Source organism: Micromonospora sp. LH3U1, from assembly GCF_028475105.1.
Classification (GTDB): Bacteria; Actinomycetota; Actinomycetes; order Mycobacteriales; family Micromonosporaceae; genus Micromonospora.
This window is the reverse complement of the sequence record NZ_CP116936.1, coordinates 6,841,430-6,862,706: the sequence shown is the minus strand read 5'-3', so window position 1 is coordinate 6,862,706 and position 21,277 is coordinate 6,841,430. Positions and strand designations below refer to the sequence as shown.

General features: G+C 70.1%; 23 protein-coding genes, 1 tRNA gene, 1 other RNA gene and 1 pseudogene. 16 read left to right on the top strand and 10 right to left on the bottom strand.

Features of this window, described 5'->3' with window-relative positions:
- Positions 1 to 34: 34 nt before the first annotated feature.
- Complete coding sequence (locus tag PCA76_RS31525; protein WP_272614129.1) at positions 35 to 667, top strand: TetR/AcrR family transcriptional regulator; 633 nt, start codon at positions 35 to 37, stop codon at positions 665 to 667.
- Positions 668 to 680: 13 nt separating this feature from the next.
- Here PCA76_RS31525 and PCA76_RS31520 read toward each other — a convergent pair whose 3' ends face one another.
- Positions 681 to 1,616 (bottom strand): TetR/AcrR family transcriptional regulator C-terminal domain-containing protein, encoded by a 936-nt coding sequence (locus PCA76_RS31520; RefSeq protein ID WP_272614127.1) that lies wholly within the window; start codon positions 1,614 to 1,616, stop codon positions 681 to 683.
- 181 nt (positions 1,617 to 1,797) lie between these two features.
- Between PCA76_RS31520 and PCA76_RS31515 the strand changes: the two genes are divergently transcribed.
- Entirely contained in the window at positions 1,798 to 3,411 is a 1,614-nt protein-coding gene (locus PCA76_RS31515) for a carboxylesterase/lipase family protein (RefSeq protein WP_272614126.1), read from the top strand.
- Between the two features lie 36 nt (positions 3,412 to 3,447).
- Here the strand turns inward: PCA76_RS31515 and PCA76_RS31510 are convergent, their stop codons facing one another.
- Complete coding sequence (locus PCA76_RS31510) at positions 3,448 to 3,942, bottom strand: hypothetical protein (protein WP_272614124.1); 495 nt, start codon at positions 3,940 to 3,942, stop codon at positions 3,448 to 3,450.
- A 293-nt stretch (positions 3,943 to 4,235) separates the two neighbouring features.
- A complete protein-coding gene (locus tag PCA76_RS31505; protein ID WP_272614123.1) occupies positions 4,236 to 4,790 on the bottom strand; it encodes a hypothetical protein in 555 nt (184 codons plus the stop codon).
- A 141-nt stretch (positions 4,791 to 4,931) separates the two neighbouring features.
- On the opposite strand from PCA76_RS31505, the gene PCA76_RS31500 reads away from it, so the two are divergent.
- A complete protein-coding gene (locus PCA76_RS31500; RefSeq protein WP_272614122.1) occupies positions 4,932 to 5,570 on the top strand; it encodes a DUF1349 domain-containing protein in 639 nt (212 codons plus the stop codon).
- Between the two features lie 147 nt (positions 5,571 to 5,717).
- On the opposite strand, the gene PCA76_RS31495 is transcribed toward PCA76_RS31500, so the two are convergent.
- Both PCA76_RS31495 and PCA76_RS31490 read right to left on the bottom strand, forming a co-directional pair.
- Entirely contained in the window at positions 5,718 to 5,903 is a 186-nt protein-coding gene (locus PCA76_RS31495) for a DUF397 domain-containing protein (protein ID WP_272619771.1), read from the bottom strand.
- Positions 5,900 to 6,034, bottom strand: coding sequence for a hypothetical protein (locus tag PCA76_RS31490; protein WP_272619826.1), 135 nt, complete (start codon positions 6,032 to 6,034; stop codon positions 5,900 to 5,902). Before PCA76_RS31490 ends, PCA76_RS31495 begins: the two co-directional genes overlap by 4 nt.
- Positions 6,035 to 6,353: 319 nt before the next feature.
- Between PCA76_RS31490 and PCA76_RS31485 the strand changes: the two genes are divergently transcribed.
- Complete coding sequence (locus PCA76_RS31485) at positions 6,354 to 7,874, top strand: FG-GAP-like repeat-containing protein (RefSeq protein ID WP_272614121.1); 1,521 nt, start codon at positions 6,354 to 6,356, stop codon at positions 7,872 to 7,874.
- 92 nt (positions 7,875 to 7,966) lie between these two features.
- On the opposite strand, the gene PCA76_RS31480 is transcribed toward PCA76_RS31485, so the two are convergent.
- From PCA76_RS31480 to PCA76_RS31470, 3 genes and pseudogenes are all read right to left on the bottom strand, one after another.
- Positions 7,967 to 8,158: a DUF397 domain-containing protein gene (locus PCA76_RS31480; protein ID WP_272614120.1), complete on the bottom strand. Its 192-nt coding sequence runs from the start codon at positions 8,156 to 8,158 to the stop codon at positions 7,967 to 7,969.
- A pseudogene (locus PCA76_RS31475) lies at positions 8,149 to 8,628 on the bottom strand (DUF5753 domain-containing protein); the annotation flags it as partial. The pseudogene PCA76_RS31475 and the gene PCA76_RS31480, both read right to left, overlap by 10 nt.
- Positions 8,625 to 9,461, bottom strand: coding sequence for a class I SAM-dependent methyltransferase (locus PCA76_RS31470; protein WP_272614119.1), 837 nt, complete (start codon positions 9,459 to 9,461; stop codon positions 8,625 to 8,627). The gene PCA76_RS31470 and the pseudogene PCA76_RS31475, both read right to left, overlap by 4 nt.
- A gap of 126 nt (positions 9,462 to 9,587) precedes the next feature.
- Between PCA76_RS31470 and PCA76_RS31465 the strand changes: the two genes are divergently transcribed.
- Genes PCA76_RS31465 through PCA76_RS31445 form a run of 5 tightly spaced genes read left to right on the top strand, consistent with a single transcriptional unit; the run spans position 9,588 to position 12,431 of the window.
- Positions 9,588 to 10,025 carry a YbaB/EbfC family nucleoid-associated protein gene (locus PCA76_RS31465; protein WP_272614118.1) on the top strand — a complete coding sequence of 146 codons (438 nt, stop codon included), beginning with the start codon at positions 9,588 to 9,590 and terminating at the stop codon, positions 10,023 to 10,025.
- Positions 10,026 to 10,029: 4 nt separating this feature from the next.
- Entirely contained in the window at positions 10,030 to 10,356 is a 327-nt protein-coding gene (locus tag PCA76_RS31460; RefSeq protein WP_272614117.1) for a type VII secretion target, read from the top strand.
- Positions 10,353 to 11,054 carry a WXG100 family type VII secretion target gene (locus PCA76_RS31455; protein WP_272614115.1) on the top strand — a complete coding sequence of 234 codons (702 nt, stop codon included), beginning with the start codon at positions 10,353 to 10,355 and terminating at the stop codon, positions 11,052 to 11,054. The genes PCA76_RS31460 and PCA76_RS31455 overlap by 4 nt, the downstream gene beginning before the upstream one ends.
- Positions 11,055 to 11,064: 10 nt before the next feature.
- Positions 11,065 to 11,772: a hypothetical protein gene (locus tag PCA76_RS31450; RefSeq protein WP_272614114.1), complete on the top strand. Its 708-nt coding sequence runs from the start codon at positions 11,065 to 11,067 to the stop codon at positions 11,770 to 11,772.
- Positions 11,769 to 12,431 (top strand): pentapeptide repeat-containing protein, encoded by a 663-nt coding sequence (locus tag PCA76_RS31445; RefSeq protein ID WP_272614113.1) that lies wholly within the window; start codon positions 11,769 to 11,771, stop codon positions 12,429 to 12,431. The genes PCA76_RS31450 and PCA76_RS31445 overlap by 4 nt, the downstream gene beginning before the upstream one ends.
- Positions 12,432 to 12,501: 70 nt before the next feature.
- Here PCA76_RS31445 and PCA76_RS31440 read toward each other — a convergent pair.
- Positions 12,502 to 12,586 (bottom strand) — tRNA-Ser (locus PCA76_RS31440).
- Between the two features lie 82 nt (positions 12,587 to 12,668).
- Here PCA76_RS31440 and ffs point away from each other — a divergent pair.
- The 3 genes from ffs to PCA76_RS31425 all read left to right on the top strand — a co-directional run bounded on the left by ffs (position 12,669) and on the right by PCA76_RS31425 (position 15,999).
- Positions 12,669 to 12,758: signal recognition particle sRNA small type (gene ffs, locus PCA76_RS31435), an RNA gene on the top strand.
- A 182-nt stretch (positions 12,759 to 12,940) separates the two neighbouring features.
- Positions 12,941 to 15,679, top strand: coding sequence for a DNA polymerase III subunit gamma and tau (locus PCA76_RS31430; RefSeq protein ID WP_272614112.1), 2,739 nt, complete (start codon positions 12,941 to 12,943; stop codon positions 15,677 to 15,679).
- The gene (locus PCA76_RS31425) at positions 15,676 to 15,999 is read left to right on the top strand and encodes a hypothetical protein (protein WP_272614110.1); all 324 of its coding nucleotides are present in this window, start codon (positions 15,676 to 15,678) and stop codon (positions 15,997 to 15,999) included. The genes PCA76_RS31430 and PCA76_RS31425 overlap by 4 nt, the downstream gene beginning before the upstream one ends.
- 76 nt (positions 16,000 to 16,075) lie before the next feature.
- On the opposite strand, the gene PCA76_RS31420 is transcribed toward PCA76_RS31425, so the two are convergent.
- Positions 16,076 to 16,747, bottom strand: a complete 672-nt coding sequence (locus PCA76_RS31420) for a DUF998 domain-containing protein (RefSeq protein ID WP_272614108.1) — start codon at positions 16,745 to 16,747, stop codon at positions 16,076 to 16,078.
- A gap of 134 nt (positions 16,748 to 16,881) precedes the next feature.
- Between PCA76_RS31420 and PCA76_RS31415 the strand changes: the two genes are divergently transcribed.
- From PCA76_RS31415 to PCA76_RS31400, 4 genes are all read left to right on the top strand, one after another.
- Entirely contained in the window at positions 16,882 to 18,159 is a 1,278-nt protein-coding gene (locus PCA76_RS31415) for a hypothetical protein (protein WP_272614106.1), read from the top strand.
- 145 nt (positions 18,160 to 18,304) lie between these two features.
- Positions 18,305 to 18,613, top strand: a complete 309-nt coding sequence (locus PCA76_RS31410) for a YbaB/EbfC family nucleoid-associated protein (RefSeq protein WP_030489880.1) — start codon at positions 18,305 to 18,307, stop codon at positions 18,611 to 18,613.
- An 8-nt stretch (positions 18,614 to 18,621) separates the two neighbouring features.
- Complete coding sequence (gene recR / locus PCA76_RS31405; RefSeq protein WP_272614105.1) at positions 18,622 to 19,215, top strand: recombination mediator RecR; 594 nt, start codon at positions 18,622 to 18,624, stop codon at positions 19,213 to 19,215.
- A gap of 323 nt (positions 19,216 to 19,538) precedes the next feature.
- Positions 19,539 to 21,200, top strand: a complete 1,662-nt coding sequence (locus PCA76_RS31400; protein WP_272614103.1) for an ABC transporter substrate-binding protein — start codon at positions 19,539 to 19,541, stop codon at positions 21,198 to 21,200.
- Positions 21,201 to 21,277 lie beyond the last annotated feature (77 nt).

Genomic DNA, 21,277 nt, shown 5'->3' with positions numbered 1-21,277 from the left:
CACGGGTAGCATGGATCGTGGGAGGTGGTGGGCAGTGCCGCAGCGAGGGCGACCACGGGGTTTCGACGCCGACGAGGCGCTGGAGCGCGCGGTGGAGGTGTTCTGGCGTCAGGGGTACGAGGGCGCATCGGTGAGCGACCTCACCGCCGCGATGGGCATCAACAAACCGAGCCTTTACGCCGCGTTCGGCGGCAAGGAGGAGTTGTTCCGCAAGGTCGTGGCCCGCTACGCCGAACAGGACATGGGGTACGCGCGAGACGCATTCGCCCAACCGACCGCGTACGAGGTCGTCGCCACCCTGTTGCGCGAGAACGTGCTCGCCGTGACCCGGTCCGACCGGCCGGCCGGTTGCCTGTCGATCCAGGGCGGCACGGCCTGCTCCACCGAGAACGCGCCGATCGCCGGGTTCCTCGCCGCCAGCCGCCTGGCCGGCGAAGGCGCCCTTGCCGACCGGTTCGCTCGCGCCGTCGCCGAAGGCGACCTACCCGCGCACGCCGACCCGGCCGCGCTCGCCCGCTTCGTCATGATCGTCACCGAAGGGCAGTCGGTGCACGCGGCCGCCGGGGTCAGCAGGGGAGACCTGCGACAGGCGGCGGAGATCGCGCTTGCCGGTTTCGCCGCCGCGTCCGGGGCGCGGCTGCCTGAGCACGCCACCAACCCGACCTGAGCGTTGACCGCCGTCATTGCCCGAGTAGTTGTGCCATCCCGTCGAGCAGGCGTTGCAGGCCGAATTCGAAGAGGCTCTCGACGTTGAGGTCGACCGCAGACCGGGTGAGCCGGGACAGGTGCGGAAACTCGCCCGCCGCGAGCAGCCCGTTCAACACGTCGGCTTGGGCCACCATCCACTCGTCGTCGGTCAGGCCGGTGTCCTGTTCCGCCTCGGCCTCCCGCTCCAGATTCACCGCCGTGCCGCGGACGTGGTTCGCCAGTGCGGCCACCAGGTGCAGTTGGGTGTGCGGGTCCAGGCCATGCCCGGCGAGGGCGCGCAGGGCCCATTCCGTGTGCGCGACGGCGTGCGGCGCCATCAGTGGGCGGGTCAGCGAGATGACCTGGGCCAGCCAGGGATGCCGCCGATAGATCGACCACTGAAGTCGGCAAAGCAACTCCAGGTGGGCCCGCCACCCGGGCGGAAACGTGTGCGGCAGTCGATGCGCCGCGAAGGCCGCGTCCGCCATCAGCAGCAGGAGTTGCTCCTTGCCGCGAACCTGCCGGTACAGCGACATGGTGGGGACGTCCAGCTCGGTGGCGATCCGCCTCATGCTCAGCGCCGGTAACCCCTCGGCGTCGGCGATCTCCATGGCCGCCCGCACCACCTGGTCGCGGGTCACCCCTCGGGTCGGTCCACGCCGGACGTCGGCTCGTGCGCCCCGACCGGGCGTGGTCGGCTCCGAGCCGGTGACCACCATGCCCACACCTGGCACCGCCCGGACCAGGTTGTCCTGCCGGAGCACGGTGAGCGCCCGGCTGGCGGTCGCCATGGCGACCCCCCACTCACGGACGATCTGCCGGGTGGACGGCACCCGGTCGCCAGGGCTCAACTCGCCTGCCGTGATGCGCCGCCGTAACTCCCCGACGATGCGCAGATAGGGGGGAGTGAACTCGTCGATCTCCGTCACGGGGCCTCCCGCCGGTCGGGAGATGACCCTAGCGCACTAGAGCACCGACAGTCGCAACGTCGATGCTCGGATGTCTCGGGGCTCGGCGTACTAGAGCTCCCTGGCCGGGTGGTTGCCAGGTCGGCATGCTCGCCCCAGCACGGCGCGTACGCCGTACCGGCTTCAACGAATGGGGAGAGTCATGACCAGCATCCCGTACCCCCGGTGGGTTGTTGCTCTGGGCGCCGTCGCGCTCCTCGCGCCGGCAATGGCCATCGGCCCGGCCGCGGCGGCCGACGACCGCCGGAGCGCGGCCGTCGTCCGGACCGACCAGGGCGCGTTGCGCGGCAGCGTCGCAGCGGACCACCGGTCCTTTCACGGCATTCCGTACGCGCGTCCGCCGTTGGGCGCGCTGCGCTGGGCCCCACCGCAACCCGGTCCGATCTGGACCGACATCCGCGACGCAACCCGACCGGGCGACGCCTGCGCCCAGCTTCAGGGGCTGCCAATGGACCGCCCCTCGGAGTCCGAGAACTGCCTCTATCTCAACGTCACCACGCCGCGCACCTCCGCACGGACGCCGCGACCGGTGCTGGTGTGGCTGCACGGCGGGGACTTCCGCTTCGGTAGCGGGGACGTGTACGGCGGGCAGCGGTTGGCGGCCGGCGGTGACGTCATCGTCGTCACGGTGAACTACCGGCTCGGCGCACTCGGCTTCCTGGCACATCCGGCGCTGTCACGTTCCGGCGAATCCACCGGCAATTTCGGGCTGCAGGATCAGCAGGCCGCGCTGCGTTGGGTGCGGCGCAACGCGGCGGCCTTCGGCGGCGACCCGGGCAACGTCACCCTGTTCGGCCAGTCCGCCGGGGCGACAAGCGTCTGCGCGCAGCTCGCCGCGCCAGGCTCTGTCGGCCTGTTCCACCGCGCGATCATGCAGAGCAACTCGTGCGCGAACCCGGTCCAGACACGGGCTGAGGCGGTCGAGGCGGCCGGCGAGTTCGCCCGGAGGGTTGGCTGCACCGACCCGGCTGTGGTCGCCTCCTGCCTGCGCGGGCGTGATCCCGCCCGGCTCATCGAAACGGCCGGCTATCCAGGCGCTGGTGTCGACCTCGGCCCGGCTGTCGACGGCCGTACGTTGCCGGTGAACCCGGCAGACGCGCTGGCTACCGGGAGGCTGCACCCGGTGCCGGTGTTGACCGGGATGAACCGGGACGAGTCCCGGCTCGTGGTCTGGGGCATGGAACGCGGTGGGCTCAACTGCCCTGAGCCGCCGGAGCCGGGGCAGGAGCCCGAGTCGTGCCCGCTCACCGATGACCAGTACCGCGACCAGGTACGGGCCATGTTCGGTGACCGGGCGCAGGAGGTGCTGACCCGCTACCCGCGCGACGACGCGCGTCCCGCCAGCGAGACGTTGGCTGCCGTGCTGACCGATCACGACTACGCCGAGCCGGTCTACTCCGCCGCGTTGGCGTTCGCCCGGCGGGTGCCGACGTTCGTGTACGAGTTCGCCGACGAGGATGCGCCGTTCTTCACCGAGGGACCCGAGCCGACGTTCCGCAGCGGCGCGTACCACTGCGCCGAACTGCCGTACCTGTTCACGGTCGACTACGCCGAGGCGCTGACGCCGGCCCAGCGGCGGCTCTCCGACGACATGGTCCGGACCTGGAGCGACTTCGCCCGGACGGGTCGGGCGGACTGGCCCCGACTGCGCAGTGCTGCCCCCTACGTGCGGGTGTTCGCCGGTGGCGGGGGATCGGGTACGACTGATTTCGCGGCATCCCACTCGTACGACTTCTGGCGGTCGCTCCGCAGCTGATGCCATCACCGGATTGCCCTGATCAGCCTGCGCCGGTCAGCACGGGCCCGCGCCCTCGTCGAAGAGGCGGCGGGCCCAGTCCGCGTACCCGGCGATGGTTTTTCGGACCGTGCGCCCGTCGTGCAGGAAGAGGTACGCGCGGTCGCCGCTGCGGGCGAGCAGCCCATCGAGGCGGTGCGTCCCCTGTGGAGCGGCAAGCCGAGTGACCAGCGGATAGCGGTCCCAGACCTGGTCGACGGGTGAGCCTGCCGTTATGCCCTCCGGTGTCCGCATCGGATCGCCGACCCAGAGCAGCACCAGTTTGTCCTCTACGAAGACCGGGCTGACCGCTTCATGGCCGACGAGCATTGGCCCGCAGGCATCCAGGTTGGTACGCAGGATGCCGCGTCGGGTCAGCTCATCCTCGGTGGCACCGAACTCGATGTTGCGCAGGCCGTTCAGGTCGATGATCTCCACGCTGCCGGCGGGCCGGCCGTCCGGGATCGACCCGGTTGGCGGTACGCCGCTGCCAGCAATCGAGGCAGCCGTCATCAGCGTGGCAATAAACGCAAATTGTCGCAATTTCATGGAATCCCCCAGTCCCCAACGGAACGGGAGCGTTCAGGTTGCTGCCGGTGGCCGGATTACTGGTTTTCGCCGCTCGACCGACTGCCGGGCGGTCCCGTCACCTGCACTGTCTGTTCGCCTCATTTCGCTTACCCGATCTTCCGCCTACCGTGTCCAGGCGCCTACGAAACCTCGGTCACCGGTGGGGCGGCGCTACCGAACGATCCGACCGGCCGGGCGTTTGCGCGAGTGCAGGCCGTCCGGCCTGGCTCGGCGAATCAGTGGTTTTCCCACTGCTCGACCAGCTCATCCCAGTAGTCGGCGCTCAGCCGACGACGCCCGTGCGCCAGCCAGCCGTCGGTGTTCCGCTCCAGGTGCAGCCCCAGCTCGGCGAACGGGTCGATCCACGTGCCTGGCTCGACACCGAGCTGGGTCAGCGCCCCGTTGATCGGCCACTGTTCGCGCGGCGAATCCAACTCGTCGTCGAAGCGTGGCCCCCAGGACAGTGCCCCACCCAGCCACACCGCCGCCGACTGGTAGCCGGCGCCACCACCGAACTCCGCCTCCAGATACGCCACCGGCCCCACCTGCGACCAGCGGGCCAGCACCTCGACCAGCGCCGTCGACAACACCAGGCCGAACGGGTGCTCGGCACTCCGGTCGTCCGTCGCGTAATCCGGCAGCGACCCGGTCAGCTCCACCACCAGTTGCGGGGTGACCGGCAGCAGCCCGAAATCCTGGCGCAGTTCGCCGAGGACGGCGTGATCCAGCTCGGCGGTCTGCTCGCGGAGCAGTTCGGCATCCGCGACCACCGCGCTGAGCTGGTAACCCATCACGCCCTCCGCCGTCCACAGCCTGTGGATAGAACATGTGTACGACGGAATCCGGGCCGCCCGGCGTCGATCCCCGGACCGTACCCGTCGAGCGTCGACGGGACTGCCCAGCCCTGCTCAGACCGCTGTACGGTCCTGGTCATGGCTGATCGACTGACCGTCCCCGGTATGCCCTCTCCGCTCGTGCCCTCGTCCGTGGGGCTCTGGCGGGTCGACGAGGCGACCGGCTCCGTAACGGTGTCGGCGCAGCCGCGCACGGACATCTTCATCGATCCGAGCGGTGACTTCGTCAACGCAGGCGAGAACGCCGCGCCCGTCCTCAACGCGGCGACGCTGCTCGGTGACCTGCCGCCAGAGGGCGACTTCCAGTTCAGCGCCCGGGTCACCGTGGCCTTCGCCTCGACCTTCGACGCCGGGGTGCTCCTGCTCTGGCGCGACGAGCGGTGCTGGGGCAAGTTGTGCTTCGAGTTCTCACCCGAGGGTGAGCCCATGATCGTGTCGGTCATCTGCCGGGGCGTCGCCGATGACGCGAACGCCTTCGTCGTGGCCGACCGGTCGGTGTGGCTGCGGGTCTCGCGAATCGGCCGGGTCTACGCGTACCACGCCTCGCTTGACGGCACGACCTGGCAGTTGATCCGCGTGTTCAGTTTCGACGGCGAGACGTCACGCGACCGGATCGGCTTCGCGGGCCAGGCACCGATCGGCGACGGGTGCAGCGCGACCTTCGACGAGATCCACTTCCGGCCCGAGCGCCTCGCCGATCTCCGCGACGGCTCCTGACGCAGGTCGATCTCCGCGCGCGCTGAGCTGGCTACGCATCGAACCCTCCGCCGTCGCCACAAGGACGGTGAACCAACGCGAATCTTGGACAGTTTCCGTTCCTGAGGAACGCCAATTGTCCAAGATCTCGTGTTGAACTGCTCGCGGTCAGCCGTGGTGGGCGAGTTGGGTGACGAACGCGCGCCAGGCCGCCGGCGTGAAGGTGAGTGCCGGCCCTGTCGGGTCCTTCGAGTCGCGGACGCCGACCGCGCCGGACAGGTTGTCGGCGGCTTCGACACAGTTGCCGCAGTTGCCGCTGCTGCGGCTGCTCTTGCGCCATCGGGCGTCGTTCAGCTCCGTGTCTCGGTGACCGGCAGCAGCCCGAAATCCTGGCGCAGTTCGCCGAGGACGGCGTGATCCAGCTCGGCGGTCTGCTCGCGGAGCAGTTCGGCGTCCGCGACCACCGCGCTGAGCTGGTAACCCATCACGCCCTCCGCCGTCCACAGCCTGTGGATAGAACATGTGTACGACGGTTCCAGGCCCGCCGGCTCCCGGACGGTACCCGCCGTCCGCGCCCCGCCCCTCCAGCCCACTACCCGTTCGTCTCATTTCGGCAGCCTAATCGTCCGCCTATGGTGTCCAGGCACCTACCGAAACGGGGTCTCTATGCAGCGAAGCGCAGCTTTTCTCGTCCTTCCGACTGTTTTAGCCAGCCTGGTACTCAGTGCTCCGGCGAAGGCTGCGGAAGGCGTTCGGACCATTACCCGGGACGGCGTCGCTCTTCAGCACCACAAGGTGTCCTGGATGAAGGCGGCGGCCCGGTTTCGGGGCACGAGTGTCGGCCGCTCCGACTTCGACGGCGACGGCGTCGACGACATTGCGGTAACTAGTTACCCGTTCGAATACACCTTGCCATTGGTCCCGGCCGGTGTGGTCAGCGTGCGCTACTCCTCGGCCCCGAAGGTCGACTACCTCATGGGCGTCGTGCCGGGCGACGCCGGCTCGGTCGCGTTCGGGATGGCTCTCGTGGCGGGGGACTTCAACGGCGACCGTTACGACGACCTGGCAATCGGCAACCCCGACGAGCCGGATCCCAAGAACAAGACCCACGCCGGCGGGGTCTGGGTCATCCCTGGCAGCGGCACTGGCCTAGTGGTCGACTCGGCAATCCACTTCAACCAGGATTCGCCGGGTGTTCCGGACAGCCCGGAGAGCTTCGACCAGTTCGGTGGTGCCCTCGCGGCCGGCGACATCAACGGGGATGGCCGCGAGGACCTCGCCATCGGTGCCTGGGGAGAGGCGATCGGTAGCAAGGCGATGGCCGGCGCGGTCACCGTTCTCTTCGGTGGGTCGGCCGGCCTCACCGCCACCGGCGCTCAGCACCTTCAGCAGGACCTGGCCGCGGTGCCCGGCGCGGCCGAGGCCAACGACCAGTTCGGCTACACGCTCGCCATCGGGAAGGTCGACAACAACGGTTACCACGACCTGGTCATCGGCGCTCCTCGGGAGAACGACGGCGTGAGCTGGGACGGCAGTGGCATGGTCACCCTGATGTGGGGTTCGCCGAGTGGGGTGTCGTCCACCGGTGCCACCTCGGTCACCGGTGCGGCCATTGAACCCAACGATGGGACCGGCACCATCGCGTGGTACCTGGGTGATGCGGTCGCGGTTGGCGACGTGAACGGCGATGGGCTGGGTGAGGTGGTTGTCGGCGCCTCCGGCGCCCAGATCCCGGACATCAACGGCGGCCTCATTGCGGCCTTCACCGGCCGTGCCGCCGGACTGTCCAGCAGCGCGGTGCAGGTCATCACGCAGCGTACGGCCGGCGTACCGGGCGACCCGGCGAGTGACGAGCGCTTCGGCGGTGTGCTGGCTGTTGGCGACGTGACCGGCGACGGCAGGGCGGACGTGCTGGTCGGTGCCCCTGGCGACCAGATCGGCGCGAAGGTCGGGGCCGGCAGCATCACCCTGCTCAAGGGCGCCGCCGGCGGGCTGACGGGGGCTGGCGCGCAGGCGTTCGACCAGAACCACTCGGCCGTTCCGGACGGTTCCGAGAGTGGCGACAAGTTCGGCTCCTCCATCGCCCTGCTGAACCTCGACCGCACCGGCGGGCTCGACGCCGTCGTTTCGTCGCCCGGGGAAGAGGTGAGCGGTGACCTGGCCGGTTACCCGTCCGGGGTCATCAACCCGTTCTACGGTGCCGCCGGCGGGCTCGTACCGCAGAACAAGACGTGGAGCGGTCTGTCCGAGCGCACCGAAATCGTCTGGCCGCTGAACTACGGTCTCCGGATTGCCGGGCCGCAGAGCGGCGGTCCGCTGTTCTGAGTTGTGCCAGCAACGCCCGGCCGGTCTGTCATGGGCCGGCCGGGCGTTTGCGCGAGTACCGGCCGGAGGGGCGACGAGGTCGTCAGGGCCGTTCAGGCTCGCCGGGCGAATTCGGTGACGAACGCGCGCCAGGCCGCGGGCGCGAAGGCGAGCGCCGGGCCGGTCGGGTCCTTTGAATCCCGTACGCCGATGACGCCGGACAGGTTGTCGGCGACCTCGACGCAGGCGCCGCCGTTGCCGCTGCTGCGGCTGCTCTTGCGCCACCGGGCGCCGTTCAGCTCCATGACTCCGCCACTTCCTGAATGAGTTCGACCGACTGCCGGTGGGACAACGCCTCCCCGCGCACGTTCTCCCACGCCGCCATCATGGCGGCGATGTCCTCGGGATCGCTAGCGACTTGTCCCTGGAGTTGGTTGTCGAGGTAGCCGGCGACCCGGTGGTCGTGGCTGTGCGCGATCACGAACGGCCCGTTGAGACCGGCGTAGGCGCCGACCGTGCTGGGCACAACGTGCACCCGGATGTGCGGCTCATCGCACGCCGTCGCCACGGCCAGCAGTTGCTCGCGCATGGTCGACCGGCCGCCGACCGGGCGGCGGAGAATCGCCTCGTTGATGACCGCCGTGAACTGCGGCGAGGCGTCCCGCTTGAGGACACCCTGCCGGCCGAGTCGGACCGTCAGATGCCGCTCGATCTCACCCCGGGGGATCAGGCCCGCGCCGCCCAGTACCGCACGGGCGTACGCCTCGGTGGTCAGGGGCGCCAGATGACGACGTCGATCCCTCGTCGCCGCTCCGCGAAGCGCCCATCTCGCGCCGCGTCCGACAGGAGCCGACGCAGGTCCGCCTCGAAGGCGGGGAGTCGATCGGCGAACAGGTGCGGTGCCGAGCTGGACAGCGAGAACACCGCAGAGGCGACCTCGTCGACACCGCGCTCCACGACCATCCCCTGTTCGACGGTGATTCGGGTGGGGTCGGTGAAGCCCGCCGCGCGCATGATCTCCCCCTCACCGGAGGGGGTGCCGGTCGGCAACAACCCCTGTCCGGCCCGGCGGACCGGTCCCAGGTAGCTCGCCACCAGCTCGTCAATCTGCCGCCAGGGCGGTCGGGGGTACGGCAGCGGGTCGTCCCCGGTCACGCCCTGGTGCGTGTTGGCGCCGACGTGGACCCAGGCCCCGTCGGGCGTGAGCATGTCGCGGACGCGACCAACCACGAGCGGCCGGTCCATCCAGTGGAACGACTGGGCGAACGTGACCACCCGGAACGTACCCAGGTCGGCCGGCAGCGCCTCGGCGCGCAGGTGCCGCCACGCGACGTTTGTGGCCCCGACCTCGTCGGCTCTGCGCCGGGCCTCGACGAGCATGTCCTGGTCGGCGTCGACGCCGACCGCCGCCTCGAACAGGGGCGCGAGCAGCAGCGTCACCGATCCGGGCCCGCAGCCGACGTCCAGGAGTCGGCCGGTGCCGTCCAGGTCGAGCGCGGTGCCGATGGCCTCGGCGAGGCTGGGCGGATAGGGCAGACGACCGATGCTGTAGTGACTGGCGCTGCCCGCGTACAAGGTCTCGTCCCACTGCCACGTCGCGTCATTCACAACGTCGATGAGACCACAGGGCGCGCGCGGGATCGGTCATGACGTCTGACGTGGACAGTCGTGGAGGCCCGCTCATGTTAATCTCGCTCAGCTCAGCATGATCACCTTGAGCGACCGAGGGGACACATGACGGCCGAGGTTCCACACGCGGGTGGGCTACTGGACCCGGACGGCGCCATGGATCGGTTGGCGGAGTGGAAGGGGCGCCTGGACCAGTTGGCGACCGCCACCGACGCGATGAGCGACCGCATCCAGGATCTACGGGTGACGGTCGCCGACGGCAACGGGCTGGTGGAGGTCACGGTCGACTCCGTGGGGGCGCTCGTCGATCTGCAACTGGGCCAGCGAATTCAACGGGTCGCACCCGATGTCGTCGCCAGGACGATCATGAACACGATCGGTGTGGCCAAGCGGCAGTTGGCCGACCGTGCTCAGGAGATCATCGGCGACACGCTGGGCACCGATTCGCCTGCGGCTCGGGCGATCGCCGAACGCGTCGGGCAGCAGCTGCGCGAGGCCAACCCCCCGCTGGACGGCCCGGACGAGCAGCACGGCCGGTGGTGAGTTGGTGAGCGGCGGGTTCGAGGTCGACGCCGAGCAGATCCGCCAGCACGCGCGCAACATCGAGGCGCTGCGCACCCGGTTCGGCGCGGTCAAGGCCGCCAGCGCCCACATCACGCAGGACGACGCGGCGTACGGGATGTTGTGTGGGTGGATCTCCGGGATCCTGGAGGGTCGGCACACTCGGCAGGACGAGCTGATCGCCTACGTCGAGGAGAACCTGTCCCTGGTGGTGAAGGGGCTGGGCACGACCGCCGACAACTACGACAACGCGGACGTGGACTCCGACAGCACGATCCGCAAGGTCGGCAGCCAACTGGACAGAGCGTCATGACCGACGCGTCGCTGATCGCCGGCGTCCAGTCGACCCGCAAGCCCTGGACCGGCGCGGCCGCCGCGGACAGCTTCCAAGGTCTGGTCGACGCAATCCACAGCGAGGGCTGGGTCGACGATCTCCTGGCCGGTGCGGCGTTCGGCGTCGAGGCCGTCGCGACGGTGCTGGATCCCTTCAGCGCACTGCTCGCCAACGGGCTGGGCTGGGCGATGGAATACTTCGAGCCGCTGCGCGAGATGCTCGACGAGCTCACGGGCATGCCTGACGTGGTGGCCTCACACGCCTCCACCTGGAACAACATGGCCGCCGAGCTGGAGAGCATGGCCGCCGACCTGAAGTCACACCTCGGGGTGGACGTGCCGGGTTGGCAGGGGCAGGCCGCCACGGCGTACCACGGTCTGATGGCACACAACATCACGGCGATGGATGGGCTGAGCGGCATCTCCGCCGCGATGGCCGCCGCGACCCAGGCCGCCGGGAACCTGGTGGCGTTCACCCGTGACATCGTCCGCGATCTCATCGCCGACCTGGTGGCGCGCGTGATCGTGTGGGCCATCGAGGCGATCTTCGTCATCACGATTCCAGTGATCGCGGCGCAGATCGTGGCGGCTGTCGTCAAGTGGGCCGGTCGCATCCTCACGTACGTCGCCGCGCTGATCTCCAGCCTGACCAACCTTTCCAAGCTGTTGAACGGCTAGGGCCGAGACGATGGCGAAGCCCAAGACGCCCCCCGGTGGGCACGGTGACGGTGAAACCCCGTCGCGCCCGGGTGACGGTGACGGTGAGAGCGGGGTCCCCGGACAGCGGCGCCGCAGCTCCAACGAGGTGCCCGACAACGTCACCAGGGCGCAGGAGGTCACCGCCGAGGAGGCGCGGCTCGGTCGGCCGGGCGGCGACTCCGACGACTCGCCTGGCCGCCCCTCCGGAGGGGACGACGAATACCAGCCTCCCAAGCCCGGCACCCCCGAGTACGACCGGCGGTTGGAGGAACTCGCCGCCGACCCGGCCCACAACGGCAACATCAGCGCGAAGTCCCGGATCGAGGCCGAGGTCGGGCTCGCGGCGGAGGCCGAGGGGAAGATCCCTGGGCCGATTCGGCGGGCCGAACTCGACAACTCCGATCCCGCATTCCAGAAGGATCAGGGTGAGTTCTTCGATTCCAACGGGGAGAACTGGGACGTCAAGTCGCCCAATGATTTGTTCCCCGCTGGTCGGCGGGCTGGCGAGCCGATGCCCGAGGGTATGAGGGGGCGGTACGATGGCGAGGAGTTCGAGCAGAAACTCGCCGACGAGGTCGCTGGTGGACAGAACGTCATTCTCAACACCCGTAGCCTATCGCCGACTGCGTTGGCCGATCTCAGGGCGCGGGTCGCTGAACGACCGGAGTGGGACGGCAAGGTGGTGTTCGACAAATGAGCAAATATAAGCGGAGCGGCGCCGATGTGATCCGCTGGCCGGACAGCCCCGACGCTCGGGAAGCGCTTGAGGAGTGGTTCGCCGCACCTCCGTCCACCTCGTACCTGTCGGGTGATTTTCTTGATTTTCGCGGCGCGGATCTCAGCCGTCTCGACCTGACCGGCGCCTACCTTGCCAATTCCGACCTGGTGGGCGTCCGATTCGAGGAGGCCAATCTCGGCGACGCCAACCTGGCCAACGCCGAGTTGCAGGGCGCGGATTTCTCCTTCGCTGACCTGGCCAAAGCGGAAATGGTCGGCTGCTCAGCCGATAAGGCGCGGTTCCGCTCGGCTCGGCTGTTCTCGGTGCAACTCGACGATGCGGTTCTGACGGGTGCGGATCTCAGCTACGCGATCCTCAATTCCGCCAAGTTCTACAAAACCGATCTGCGTGACGCCAACCTTGAATACGCCAGCCTGCGCTGGTGCACGCTCGGTGGCACGAGCATGCCCGCGGTGCTGAGTGGCGCGAGGATGTTCGGCTGCCAGTTCGAAGGTGCGAAGGGGGCCGTCGTCGGTCCGGTCTTCGTCGACGAGGGAGCGACCCGGTCCCTCGGCGGCGGCGAGCTCGAGGCGTGGTTCTCGGCGCAGGGCGCGGAGAACATCCAGGTGGTGGGCTGACCGATCGTGCAGACGACTCAGGGCCGGTCCCCAGTGGGGCCGGCCCTGTCGTTCGTGCTGCTCAGACGAGCGGAGGATACGAGATTCGAACTCGTGAGGGTGTAAACCCAACACGCTTTCCAAGCGTGCGCCCTAGGCCTCTAGGCGAATCCTCCGCGAGCCAGGATACAGGCCCGCGTCGGCGGGGCCACCCCACCACCCCCTGAAGATCGACGGGCGGTCGGGTAGGCTGGGCGTCACCTCCCGTGCGGCGGTATCTCGTGAACCTCCCCAGGGCCGGAAGGCAGCAAGGATAAGCGAGCTCTGCCGGGTGCACGGGAGGCCTTTTTGTCTGTGGGCCGGTTGATCCACTCGACATCCATGATGTCGCGGTATCCCGGGGCTGCGGACACCGCGACTTCCGAGAAGTCGAGTCGATCAACGCGCGACAACCCAGGCGCCCCGGGGTGGTGGGTGGTCACCCGCGCCCGACCGGCGCAGAATGGCTCGGTCGAGAGGAGGCGGGACGAGTGACGCTGGCGCTCTACCGCAAGTACCGGCCGCGTACCTTCGCTGAGGTCATCGGTCAGGAGCACGTGACCGAGCCGCTGTCGCAGGCGCTGCGCAGCGGGCGGCTCAACCACGCCTACCTCTTCTCCGGCCCACGCGGCTGCGGCAAGACCTCCAGCGCCCGGATTCTGGCCCGCTCGCTCAACTGTGAGCAGGGCCCCACGCCCGAGCCGTGCGGCAAGTGTGAGTCCTGCCGCACGCTGGCCACCGACGGCGCTGGCTCCATCGACGTGATCGAGATCGACGCCGCCAGCCACGGCGGTGTCGACGACGCCCGCGAGCTGCGCGAACGCGCCTTCTTCGCACCGGCCAGCAGCCGGTTCAAGATCTACGTCATCGACGAGGCGCACATGGTCTCGACCCAGGGCTTCAACGCCCTGCTCAAGCTGGTCGAGGAGCCTCCGGAGTACGTCAAGTTCATCTTCGCCACCACCGAGCCGGAGAAGGTCCTCGGCACGATCCGTTCGCGGACCCACCACTACCCGTTCCGACTGATCCCGCCGAAGGTGCTCCGCCCGTACCTGGAGCAGCTCACCCAGGCCGAGGGCGTCAGCGTCGAGCCGGCGGTCTTCCCGCTGGTGGTCCGCGCCGGTGGCGGTAGCGCCCGGGACAGCCTCTCGGTGCTCGACCAGCTCATGGCCGGCGCCGGCCCGGAGGGCGTCACCTACGCGCGGGCCGCCGCGCTGCTCGGCGTCACCGACGCCGCGTTGATCGACGAGATGTGCGACGCGCTGGCCGCCGGGGACGGCGCCGCCGCGTACGCCACCGTCGACCGGGTGGCTGAGGCCGGGCACGACCCGCGCCGGTTCGCGTCGGATCTGTTGGAACGGCTGCGCGACCTGATCGTGCTCCAGCAGGTGCCGGACGCCGCCGCGAAGGGCCTGATCGACGGCCCCGCCGACCAGATCGAGCGGATGGCCGCCCAGGCCTCGCAACTCGGCCCGGGCACGCTCTCCCGCTGCGCCGACATCGTGCACGACGGCCTGGTGGAGATGCGTGGCACCACCGCGCCCCGCCTGCTGCTGGAGCTGATCTGCGCCCGGATGCTGCTGCCCGGCGCGGACGACTCCACCGGTGGCCTGCTCCAGCGCCTTGAGCGGATGGAACGTCGGCTCACCCTGAGCGGCACCGACGCGCCGTCGGCCGCCGCCGGCTCCGCACCGGCTGCACACCCGGGGGTACGCCCACAGCACGCCACCCCGGTCCCGGCTGCCGCCAGCCCGGCACCCGTCAACGCCCCGACCTCGGCACCGCCGTGGGAGGTCGACCCGGCAGCGTCCCCGACCCAGCACGCTGCGGCCCCAGGCTCTCCCGCCTCCGCTGCGCTGGCCGGCGCCCCGACCTCGGCTGCTCGGGTCTCGAACGCCCCGACTTCGGGCGCACCGGCCTCGCAGGCCTCGGCCGCCGACTCGCCGATCCCGGCGTCGCCCGGTGCGTCGACCACCGCCGGGTCGGCACCCGCTGATCGGGCCGCACCCGTCTCGCCCGCACCACGCCGCGTAGTGCCGCCATCGGCCGTGCTCCCGGACCCGGCGACGCCAGCGCCGCCACGACCCGGTGCGCCGGCTGCGGCACTGGACGCCGTTGCGGTACGCCGGGTCTGGCCCGACGTGGTCGGCAAGGTCAACCGGACCAACAAGCGGATCGCGGCCTTGATGCGCGACGCGGTGGTCCGCGAACTCGACGGCGACACGCTGGTGCTGACGGTGAAGTCCACCGTGCTGGCCAAGATGATGGCCGATCACGCGGCGGTGCTCACCGACGCGCTCTACGAGGAGTTGGGCGGGCGCTGGCAGATCCGCTGCGACGTGGCCGGCGAGCGAGGTGGCGTGTCGCTGTCCGGCACGCCGCGCTCGCAATCCGCCGCTCCGGCCCGACCCGCCACCCCGCCCCCGCGCCAGACGTGCCGCCCGCCCCGACGAATACGCCGCAGCCGACGGCCGCTGCCGGCCCGACGAGCGCGCCGCCCACGGCGGCGAACTCGAACGCGGTGGCGAACGCTGCCGGGTCGGGGAGTGCGCCGCCCAGTGCGTCGACGCCGACCGCCGCTGCCGGCCCGACGAGCGCGCCGCCCACAGCGGCGAACTCGAACGCCGCGCCGAGCGCCGCTGCCGGGTCGGGGAGTGCGCCGCCCAGTGCGTCGGCCCCGATCGCCGCTGCCGGCCCGACCACCACGCCGCCCACCGCAGCGAATCCGACCGGCGCTGCCGGCCCGGGTGCGCGTGGCGGTGCCGGCATGGGCGGGGACGGATCCGGTGGTCACAGTGCAGGTCGGCAGGGCACAGCGCAGCCCAGCGCGCCGGCGGATGGTCACGGTGCAGGTCGGCAGGGCGCAGCGCAGCCCGCTGCGGCCGCGGACGACGAGGACGACTGGCCGGAGGCGGCCCGCCCCGGCGGTGGCGCCCCCGTTGCCGAGGCGACGGATGACGAGGACTGGCCGGAGGCCGCCCGCCCGGGTGGCGCGTCGGCCGGGAACGACCCAGACTCCGGCGCCGCATCGGGCAGCTCCGGCTCGGCACCCGCACCGACCGGCGCGAACGGCGGTAGCACGAACGGCACCGGCGCGAATGGCGGCGGACCCGGCAACCCAGGCGGTTCCGGTGGCCCCGGCGCAGCGGCCGGTGGCGGTAAGCCGGGCGTGCGGGGCAACCCGACATCGGCGGCCCGGCAGCCGGCGGCAGCCGGTGGTGCCCCGGTGAGCAGCGCCATCGCCGCAGCTCGCGCGGCGGCGGCGGGGCGCGGTGTGCGTACCGGAGCGGCAACCCGGCCCGTCGCGGACGCCGAATGGGCCGGCGAACCGCCCTACGACCCGGAGTTCGATGGCCCATCACGCGGTGGCCGGCCGGGTGGCGCGGCGCCAGCGGCGGCCCCGGCCTACGAGGGGTTCGACCCGGGCGACGAGCCGTTGGACGAGGTCATCGACGAGAAGGCCGCCAGGGAATCCAGCGAGGAGCAGGCGGTACGGCTGCTCCGCGAGACCTTCGGGGCCGAAAAGATCGACGAGGTCGACGCCCGCTAGCCCCCACCCCACCCCCGCCCCCCGCCCCACCCCGGCGATCTTGCAGTTTCGGTCGCCGTCTTGCGTGGAATGCCCCTTATGTCGAGGCAGAAAGTGCAAGATCGTGCGGGAGGGGTGCTTCGGCGAGCAGGACGCCTAGGCAGCAGGCCCAGAGTGGGAAGGGCAGTACGGCGACCCGTTCCATGCCGCCCACGCCGATCCCGACGCCCTGCTGGGCGAAGAACAGCACCGTCCCGACCAGCGCGATGAGCCCGGCGGCGAGGGTGAGCCGTCGCCACCGGCCGAGCGTCGTGGTGCTCGGTGCGAAGCTGGCGAGGAGCAGGCCGACGTTGCCCAGTCCCATGATCAGGAATGCGCCGAGGACGTGCAGGTTCTCGTCGACGTCGGCCGGGTAGATGCCGGCCAGGGCGTACCCGCCGGTGGCCAGCAGCAGCAGCGTCTGGGCGGACCGCACCACACCGCCGTGACCGAGGAGCCGCCAGGTCAGCAGCAGCCCGGCGGCGAGTAGCACGGCGGTGGTCAGAAACGCGGCGTTCATCAGCGGGTGCCAGGGTGAGCAGACGTAGCGGGGTCGGGTGGTGTCCCAGACGCCGCAGTGGGCGTTGCCGAGGTCGCTGATGTTGTGGGTGGCCCAGCTGTAGGTCGGCTCGCGCCACCGCAGGCCGGTGATCAGGCTGGCGATGAGGAAGATCGGTACGGCCGCGACCCAGCACAGGGCACCGACCCGCCCGGTGCGATTGAGTTCCATGCCGTCAAGCAGACCAAGGCGGTGACTTCCGGCGCACTACCCGCAGATGGCCGGTTCCGGGTAGTGGTAGCCGTACCTGGCAGGCGGTTCGAGCGGGGTGGACGGTGTTCCCGAGCGCTGTCAGGATGTGCGCCGTGATGATCACCGCGACTCCGGAGGGCGCCGCCGGCATCAGCCGGTTCGGCCGTCAGCACGCGAAGGCGGCGGTGCTGACGGTCGTGGGCCTGGCTGTGCTGTTCCAGGCGCGGTCGATGCCGTGGGTGGCGGTGCGTCCCGGTCGAGACAGCCTTGCTCGGCTGCTCGGTCAACCCCCCTCGACCGAGGTACGCACGTACGTGTTGACCGATCTGGCGGGTTACTGGCAACCGCTGTACGTCGGGTGGGCGTCGCTGGTGGTGTTGTTGGTGCTGGCCTGGGTGCACCCGCCGTGGCGGTTCGGTGTGCGGCTGGGCGCGATGCTGCTCGGCGTGGTGCTGGGAGTCGGCACTCTCCTGCCCGGCACGGCCGCCATCGACGTCAGCGGCTTCCCCTCGAAGGACCCGCCCAGCGCAGACCTCCTTGGCGGCGTGTGGCTCGCCTTCTTCGGGGTGGCGCTGCTCGTACGCGCCGTCTCGGCCCTGCCGGTGCCCTCCACAGCGGCTGCCCGCGAGGCCGCGCCCGCTGTGCCGGAAGCCGCCCGCGATGCCGCGCCCGCCGCACCCGCTGTGCAACAGGCCGCGCCCGCTGTGCCGGAGGCCGCGTCCGCCGTACCCCTGGATGAACCCGCCGCGGCGGACCCGGCGGCTGCGGAGGACTCGGCCCCGTTCGTCTGGCAGGGTTCGCGCCGAAAGGCCCGACCGGCGGCACCCTGGTGGCGGCGTCCGGCGCCGATCGCGGGCGTGCTGGCGGCTCTCGCCGTGGTGGCCCTCCTCGGCACGGTCACCTGGTACGCGATCCACTCGGTCGGCGACGATCTCGGCGCGCTGGTGGTCGTGGCTCCGGCCGGCTCGGCGCCCGCTGCGCCGGCCGCAGTCGACGATCAGGTCGACCTGGGTCTGATTCTGCCGATCGCCCCTGTGCAGGCGTTCCTGCTCGGCGTGCAGGTGCGCGACGACGTTCTCCATACGGCGGGATCAGCCTGGACCCGCCCGGACGACACCTCCGTGTCGATCACCCTGCTCCAGTTCAGCTCGGTGGGGTCGGCCAACCAGTTCCAGCGCTCCTACGCCGACCTGCTGCGGGCAACTCCCGGCGAGTTGACCCCACTCGCCGACGTGGCGGGGGCGGCGGTCTTCGTGGGTGCCGAGCCGGCCGGCGTGTGGGCCGTCGCGGGCCGGGACGAGGTCGTCGTGATCGTCAGCGCGGTCGGCGGCCCGTCGAACACCGTGCCCGCCGTCGAGGCCCTGGTCCGGGAGCAGTACGTCCGGCTCTGAAACGCCTGCCCGCGCCGAGCACGCGCCCCGGCGTGGGCGGACGCACCGGAACGGGGCGGGGTCGGTCCCAGCGGATAGGCTGGGCGGCGGCCGAGCAGACGAGTGCGAGAAGGAGCCATCCGTGCGCCCAGGTGGACAGCCGAACATGCAGCAGATGCTGAAGCAGGCGCAGAAGATGCAGCAGCAGATCGCCGCCGCCCAGGCCGAGCTGGCCGAGGCCGAGCTGACGGGCACCGCCGGCGGTGGGCTGGTCACCGCGACCGTCTCCGGCTCCGGTGAGCTCAAGGCCATCAAGATCGACCCGAAGGCCGTCGACGCGGATGACGTGGAGACGCTGGAGGACCTGGTCGTCGCGGCCGTGCACAACGCCGCCGAGGCGGCTCGGGAGCTGACCGAGCGCAAGATGGGCCCGGTTGCCGGCGGCATGGGCGGCCTCGGCCTGCCCGGTTTCTGAGCCGGCAGATGTACGAAGGTGCCATCCAGGATCTGATCGACGAGCTGGGTCGGCTGCCGGGCGTGGGCCCGAAGAGCGCCCAGCGGATCGCGTTCCACGTCCTGTCGGCTGATCCGGCCGACGTCAACCGGCTGGCCGGCGCGCTGCGCAAGGTCAAGGAGCTGGTGCGGTTCTGCACGACCTGTTACAACGTGGCCGAGTCCGAGCAGTGCCGGATCTGCCGCGACCCGCGCCGCACCGACGAGGTGCTGTGCGTGGTGGAGGAGCCCAAGGACGTGGTGGCCGTCGAGCGGACCGGTGAGTTCCGCGGTCGCTACCACGTGCTCGGCGGCGCGATCAATCCGCTGGAGGGGATCGGCCCCGACAATCTGCGCATCCGGGAGTTGCTGATCCGGCTCAGCGGCGGCGCGGTACGGGAGTTGATCCTGGCCACCGATCCGAACACCGAGGGCGAGGCGACCGCCACCTACCTGGCGCTGATGGTGAAGCCGATGGGCATCTCGGTGACCCGGCTGGCCAGTGGGCTGCCGGTCGGCGGCGACCTGGAGTACGCCGACGAGATCACCCTCGGTCGCGCCTTCGAGGGCCGCCGGGCGGTCTGAGCACGTCCAGTACGACCGATGGTCGGCACCCGGTCCGGGTGCCGACCATCGCCGTGTCGGCTCGCGTCCCTGCCCGGAAATGATCTGACACCTGCTCCCTCATCGGGCCTGTTCGACGTAACAGTTTGGCATCGCGGGTGCGGATTGATCGGTTTTTGACGCCGTTTACCTTCGAATCGAATGTCAAGCGACGGTTAAGGCACGATCCGATACCAACCGTCCACCCGGCGGTTTCCGGGTGGACGCAACGAGAGCTATGGTCACCGCCATCGGTGACCCCTGTCACCACGTTGTCCGTACCCCCAAGGACGAGGTGAAGCACCATGCGTGCACCCAGGCCGAAGGTCGCGATCGCGGCCGTCGCGGTCGCGGCCCTCGCGGTAGCAGGCTGCGCCGAGAGCAACCGCGATGACAATTCCGGTAGTAGTAAGAAGGACACCCTCGTCTTCGGCGTTGCCGGAGACCCGAAGGTGCTCGACCCGAGCTTCGCCAGCGACGGTGAGTCGCTGCGTGTGGCGCGTCAGGTCTTCGAGACCCTGGTCCGACCGGAGGAGGGTGGCACCAAGGTCACCCCCGGTCTGGCCGAGTCGTGGACCCCGGACGCCGCCGGCACCACCTGGACCTTCAAGCTCCGCTCGGGCGTGAAGTTCCACGATGGCACCGAATTCAACGCCGAGGCCGTCTGCGCCAACTTCGACCGCTGGTACAACGCCAAGGGCCTCATGCAGAGCCCGGACGTGACCGCGTACTGGCAGGACGTCATGGGTGGCTTCGCCAAGAACGAGGACGCGGAGCTGCCGCCGAGCCTCTTCAAGTCCTGCGCCGCCAAGGACGCGACCACTGTGGACCTGGCGTTCACCCGGGTCTCCAGCAAGATCCCGGCCGCGCTGATGCTCCCCTCGTTCTCCATCCACAGCCCGAAGGCGCTGCAGGAGTTCGACGCGAGCAACGTCGCGGGCACCGCCGAGGACATCAAGTACCCGGCGTACGCGACGGCGCACCCGACCGGCACCGGCCCGTTCAAGTTCAAGGCCTGGGACGTCGCCAACAAGACGCTGACCCTGGAGCGCAACGAGGACTACTCGGGCGCCAAGGCCAAGCTGAAGACCCTGATCTTCAAGACGATCTCCGACGAGAACGCCCGCAAGCAGGCGCTGCGCTCCGGTGACATCCAGGGGTACGACCTGGTTGGCCCGGCCGACGTCGAGCCGCTGAAGGGCGAGGGCTTCAACATGCTCACCCGCCCGGCGTTCAACGTGCTCTACCTGGCGATCAACCAGAAGGGCAACCCGAAGCTCGCCGACCTCCGCGTCCGGCAGGCCATCGCGTACGCCCTGAACCGTCAGCAGCTGGTCGACTCGAAGCTGCCCCCGGGCGCCAAGGTCGCCGACAACTTCATGCCGGACACCGTCGAGGGCTGGAACGGCGACGTTCCGAAGTACACCTACGACCCGGCCAAGGCGAAGGCTCTGCTGGCCGAGGCCGGCGCGTCGAACCTGACGCTGAAGTTCCACTACCCGACCGAGGTCACCCGGCCGTACATGCCGAACCCGAAGGACATCTTCGAGCTGCTGTCGGCGGACCTGAAGGCGGTTGGCATCACCGTCGAGGCGATCCCGCTCAAGTGGAGCCCGGACTACCTCAACGCCACCACCTCGGGCAGCAAGCACGACATCCACTTCCTGGGCTGGACCGGTGACTACGGCGACGCCTACAACTTCATCGGCACCTTCTTCGACCGGCCGAAGGACGAGTGGGGCTTCAACAACAAGGCCCTGTTCGACCAGTTCAAGGACGCGGACACCACCGCCGACATCGCGGCCCGCACCGAGAAGTACAAGGCCCTGAACAAGTCCGTGATGGAGTTCCTGCCCGGTGTGCCGATCTCGCACTCGCCGCCGGCGATCGTGTTCGGCAAGGACGTGACCGGCGTCAAGGCGAGCCCGCTCACCGACGAGCGCTTCGCGACCGCCGAGTTCAAGTAAGTCCTGATCTGACGCAAGGAACGCGGGCGGGCGCTGTCGCACAGCGCCCGCCCGCAACCCTCCGCACCCCTTCGAGG

What these genes read in the sequence shown, in the direction of transcription:
- PCA76_RS31505 (WP_272614123.1), bottom strand. Translation starts at nt 4,790, where the DNA reads ATGGGTTACCAGCTCAGCGCGGTGGTCGCGGATGCCGAACTGCTCCGC.
- PCA76_RS31455 (WP_272614115.1), top strand. Translation starts at nt 10,353, where the DNA reads ATGACCGACGCGTCGCTGATCGCCGGCGTCCAGTCGACCCGCAAGCCC.
- PCA76_RS31485 (WP_272614121.1), top strand. Translation starts at nt 6,354, where the DNA reads ATGAAGGCGGCGGCCCGGTTTCGGGGCACGAGTGTCGGCCGCTCCGAC.
- PCA76_RS31445 (WP_272614113.1), top strand. Translation starts at nt 11,769, where the DNA reads ATGAGCAAATATAAGCGGAGCGGCGCCGATGTGATCCGCTGGCCGGAC.
- PCA76_RS31500 (WP_272614122.1), top strand. Translation starts at nt 4,932, where the DNA reads ATGGCTGATCGACTGACCGTCCCCGGTATGCCCTCTCCGCTCGTGCCC.
- PCA76_RS31490 (WP_272619826.1), bottom strand. Translation starts at nt 6,034, where the DNA reads ATGGGTTACCAGCTCAGCGCGGTGGTCGCGGACGCCGAACTGCTCCGC.
- PCA76_RS31510 (WP_272614124.1), bottom strand. Translation starts at nt 3,942, where the DNA reads ATGACGGCTGCCTCGATTGCTGGCAGCGGCGTACCGCCAACCGGGTCG.
- PCA76_RS31465 (WP_272614118.1), top strand. Translation starts at nt 9,588, where the DNA reads ATGACGGCCGAGGTTCCACACGCGGGTGGGCTACTGGACCCGGACGGC.
- PCA76_RS31480 (WP_272614120.1), bottom strand. Translation starts at nt 8,158, where the DNA reads ATGGAGCTGAACGGCGCCCGGTGGCGCAAGAGCAGCCGCAGCAGCGGC.
- PCA76_RS31515 (WP_272614126.1), top strand. Translation starts at nt 1,798, where the DNA reads ATGACCAGCATCCCGTACCCCCGGTGGGTTGTTGCTCTGGGCGCCGTC.
- PCA76_RS31400 (WP_272614103.1), top strand. Translation starts at nt 19,539, where the DNA reads ATGCGTGCACCCAGGCCGAAGGTCGCGATCGCGGCCGTCGCGGTCGCG.
- recR (WP_272614105.1), top strand. Translation starts at nt 18,622, where the DNA reads ATGTACGAAGGTGCCATCCAGGATCTGATCGACGAGCTGGGTCGGCTG.
- PCA76_RS31410 (WP_030489880.1), top strand. Translation starts at nt 18,305, where the DNA reads ATGCAGCAGATGCTGAAGCAGGCGCAGAAGATGCAGCAGCAGATCGCC.
- PCA76_RS31450 (WP_272614114.1), top strand. Translation starts at nt 11,065, where the DNA reads ATGGCGAAGCCCAAGACGCCCCCCGGTGGGCACGGTGACGGTGAAACC.
- PCA76_RS31420 (WP_272614108.1), bottom strand. Translation starts at nt 16,747, where the DNA reads ATGGAACTCAATCGCACCGGGCGGGTCGGTGCCCTGTGCTGGGTCGCG.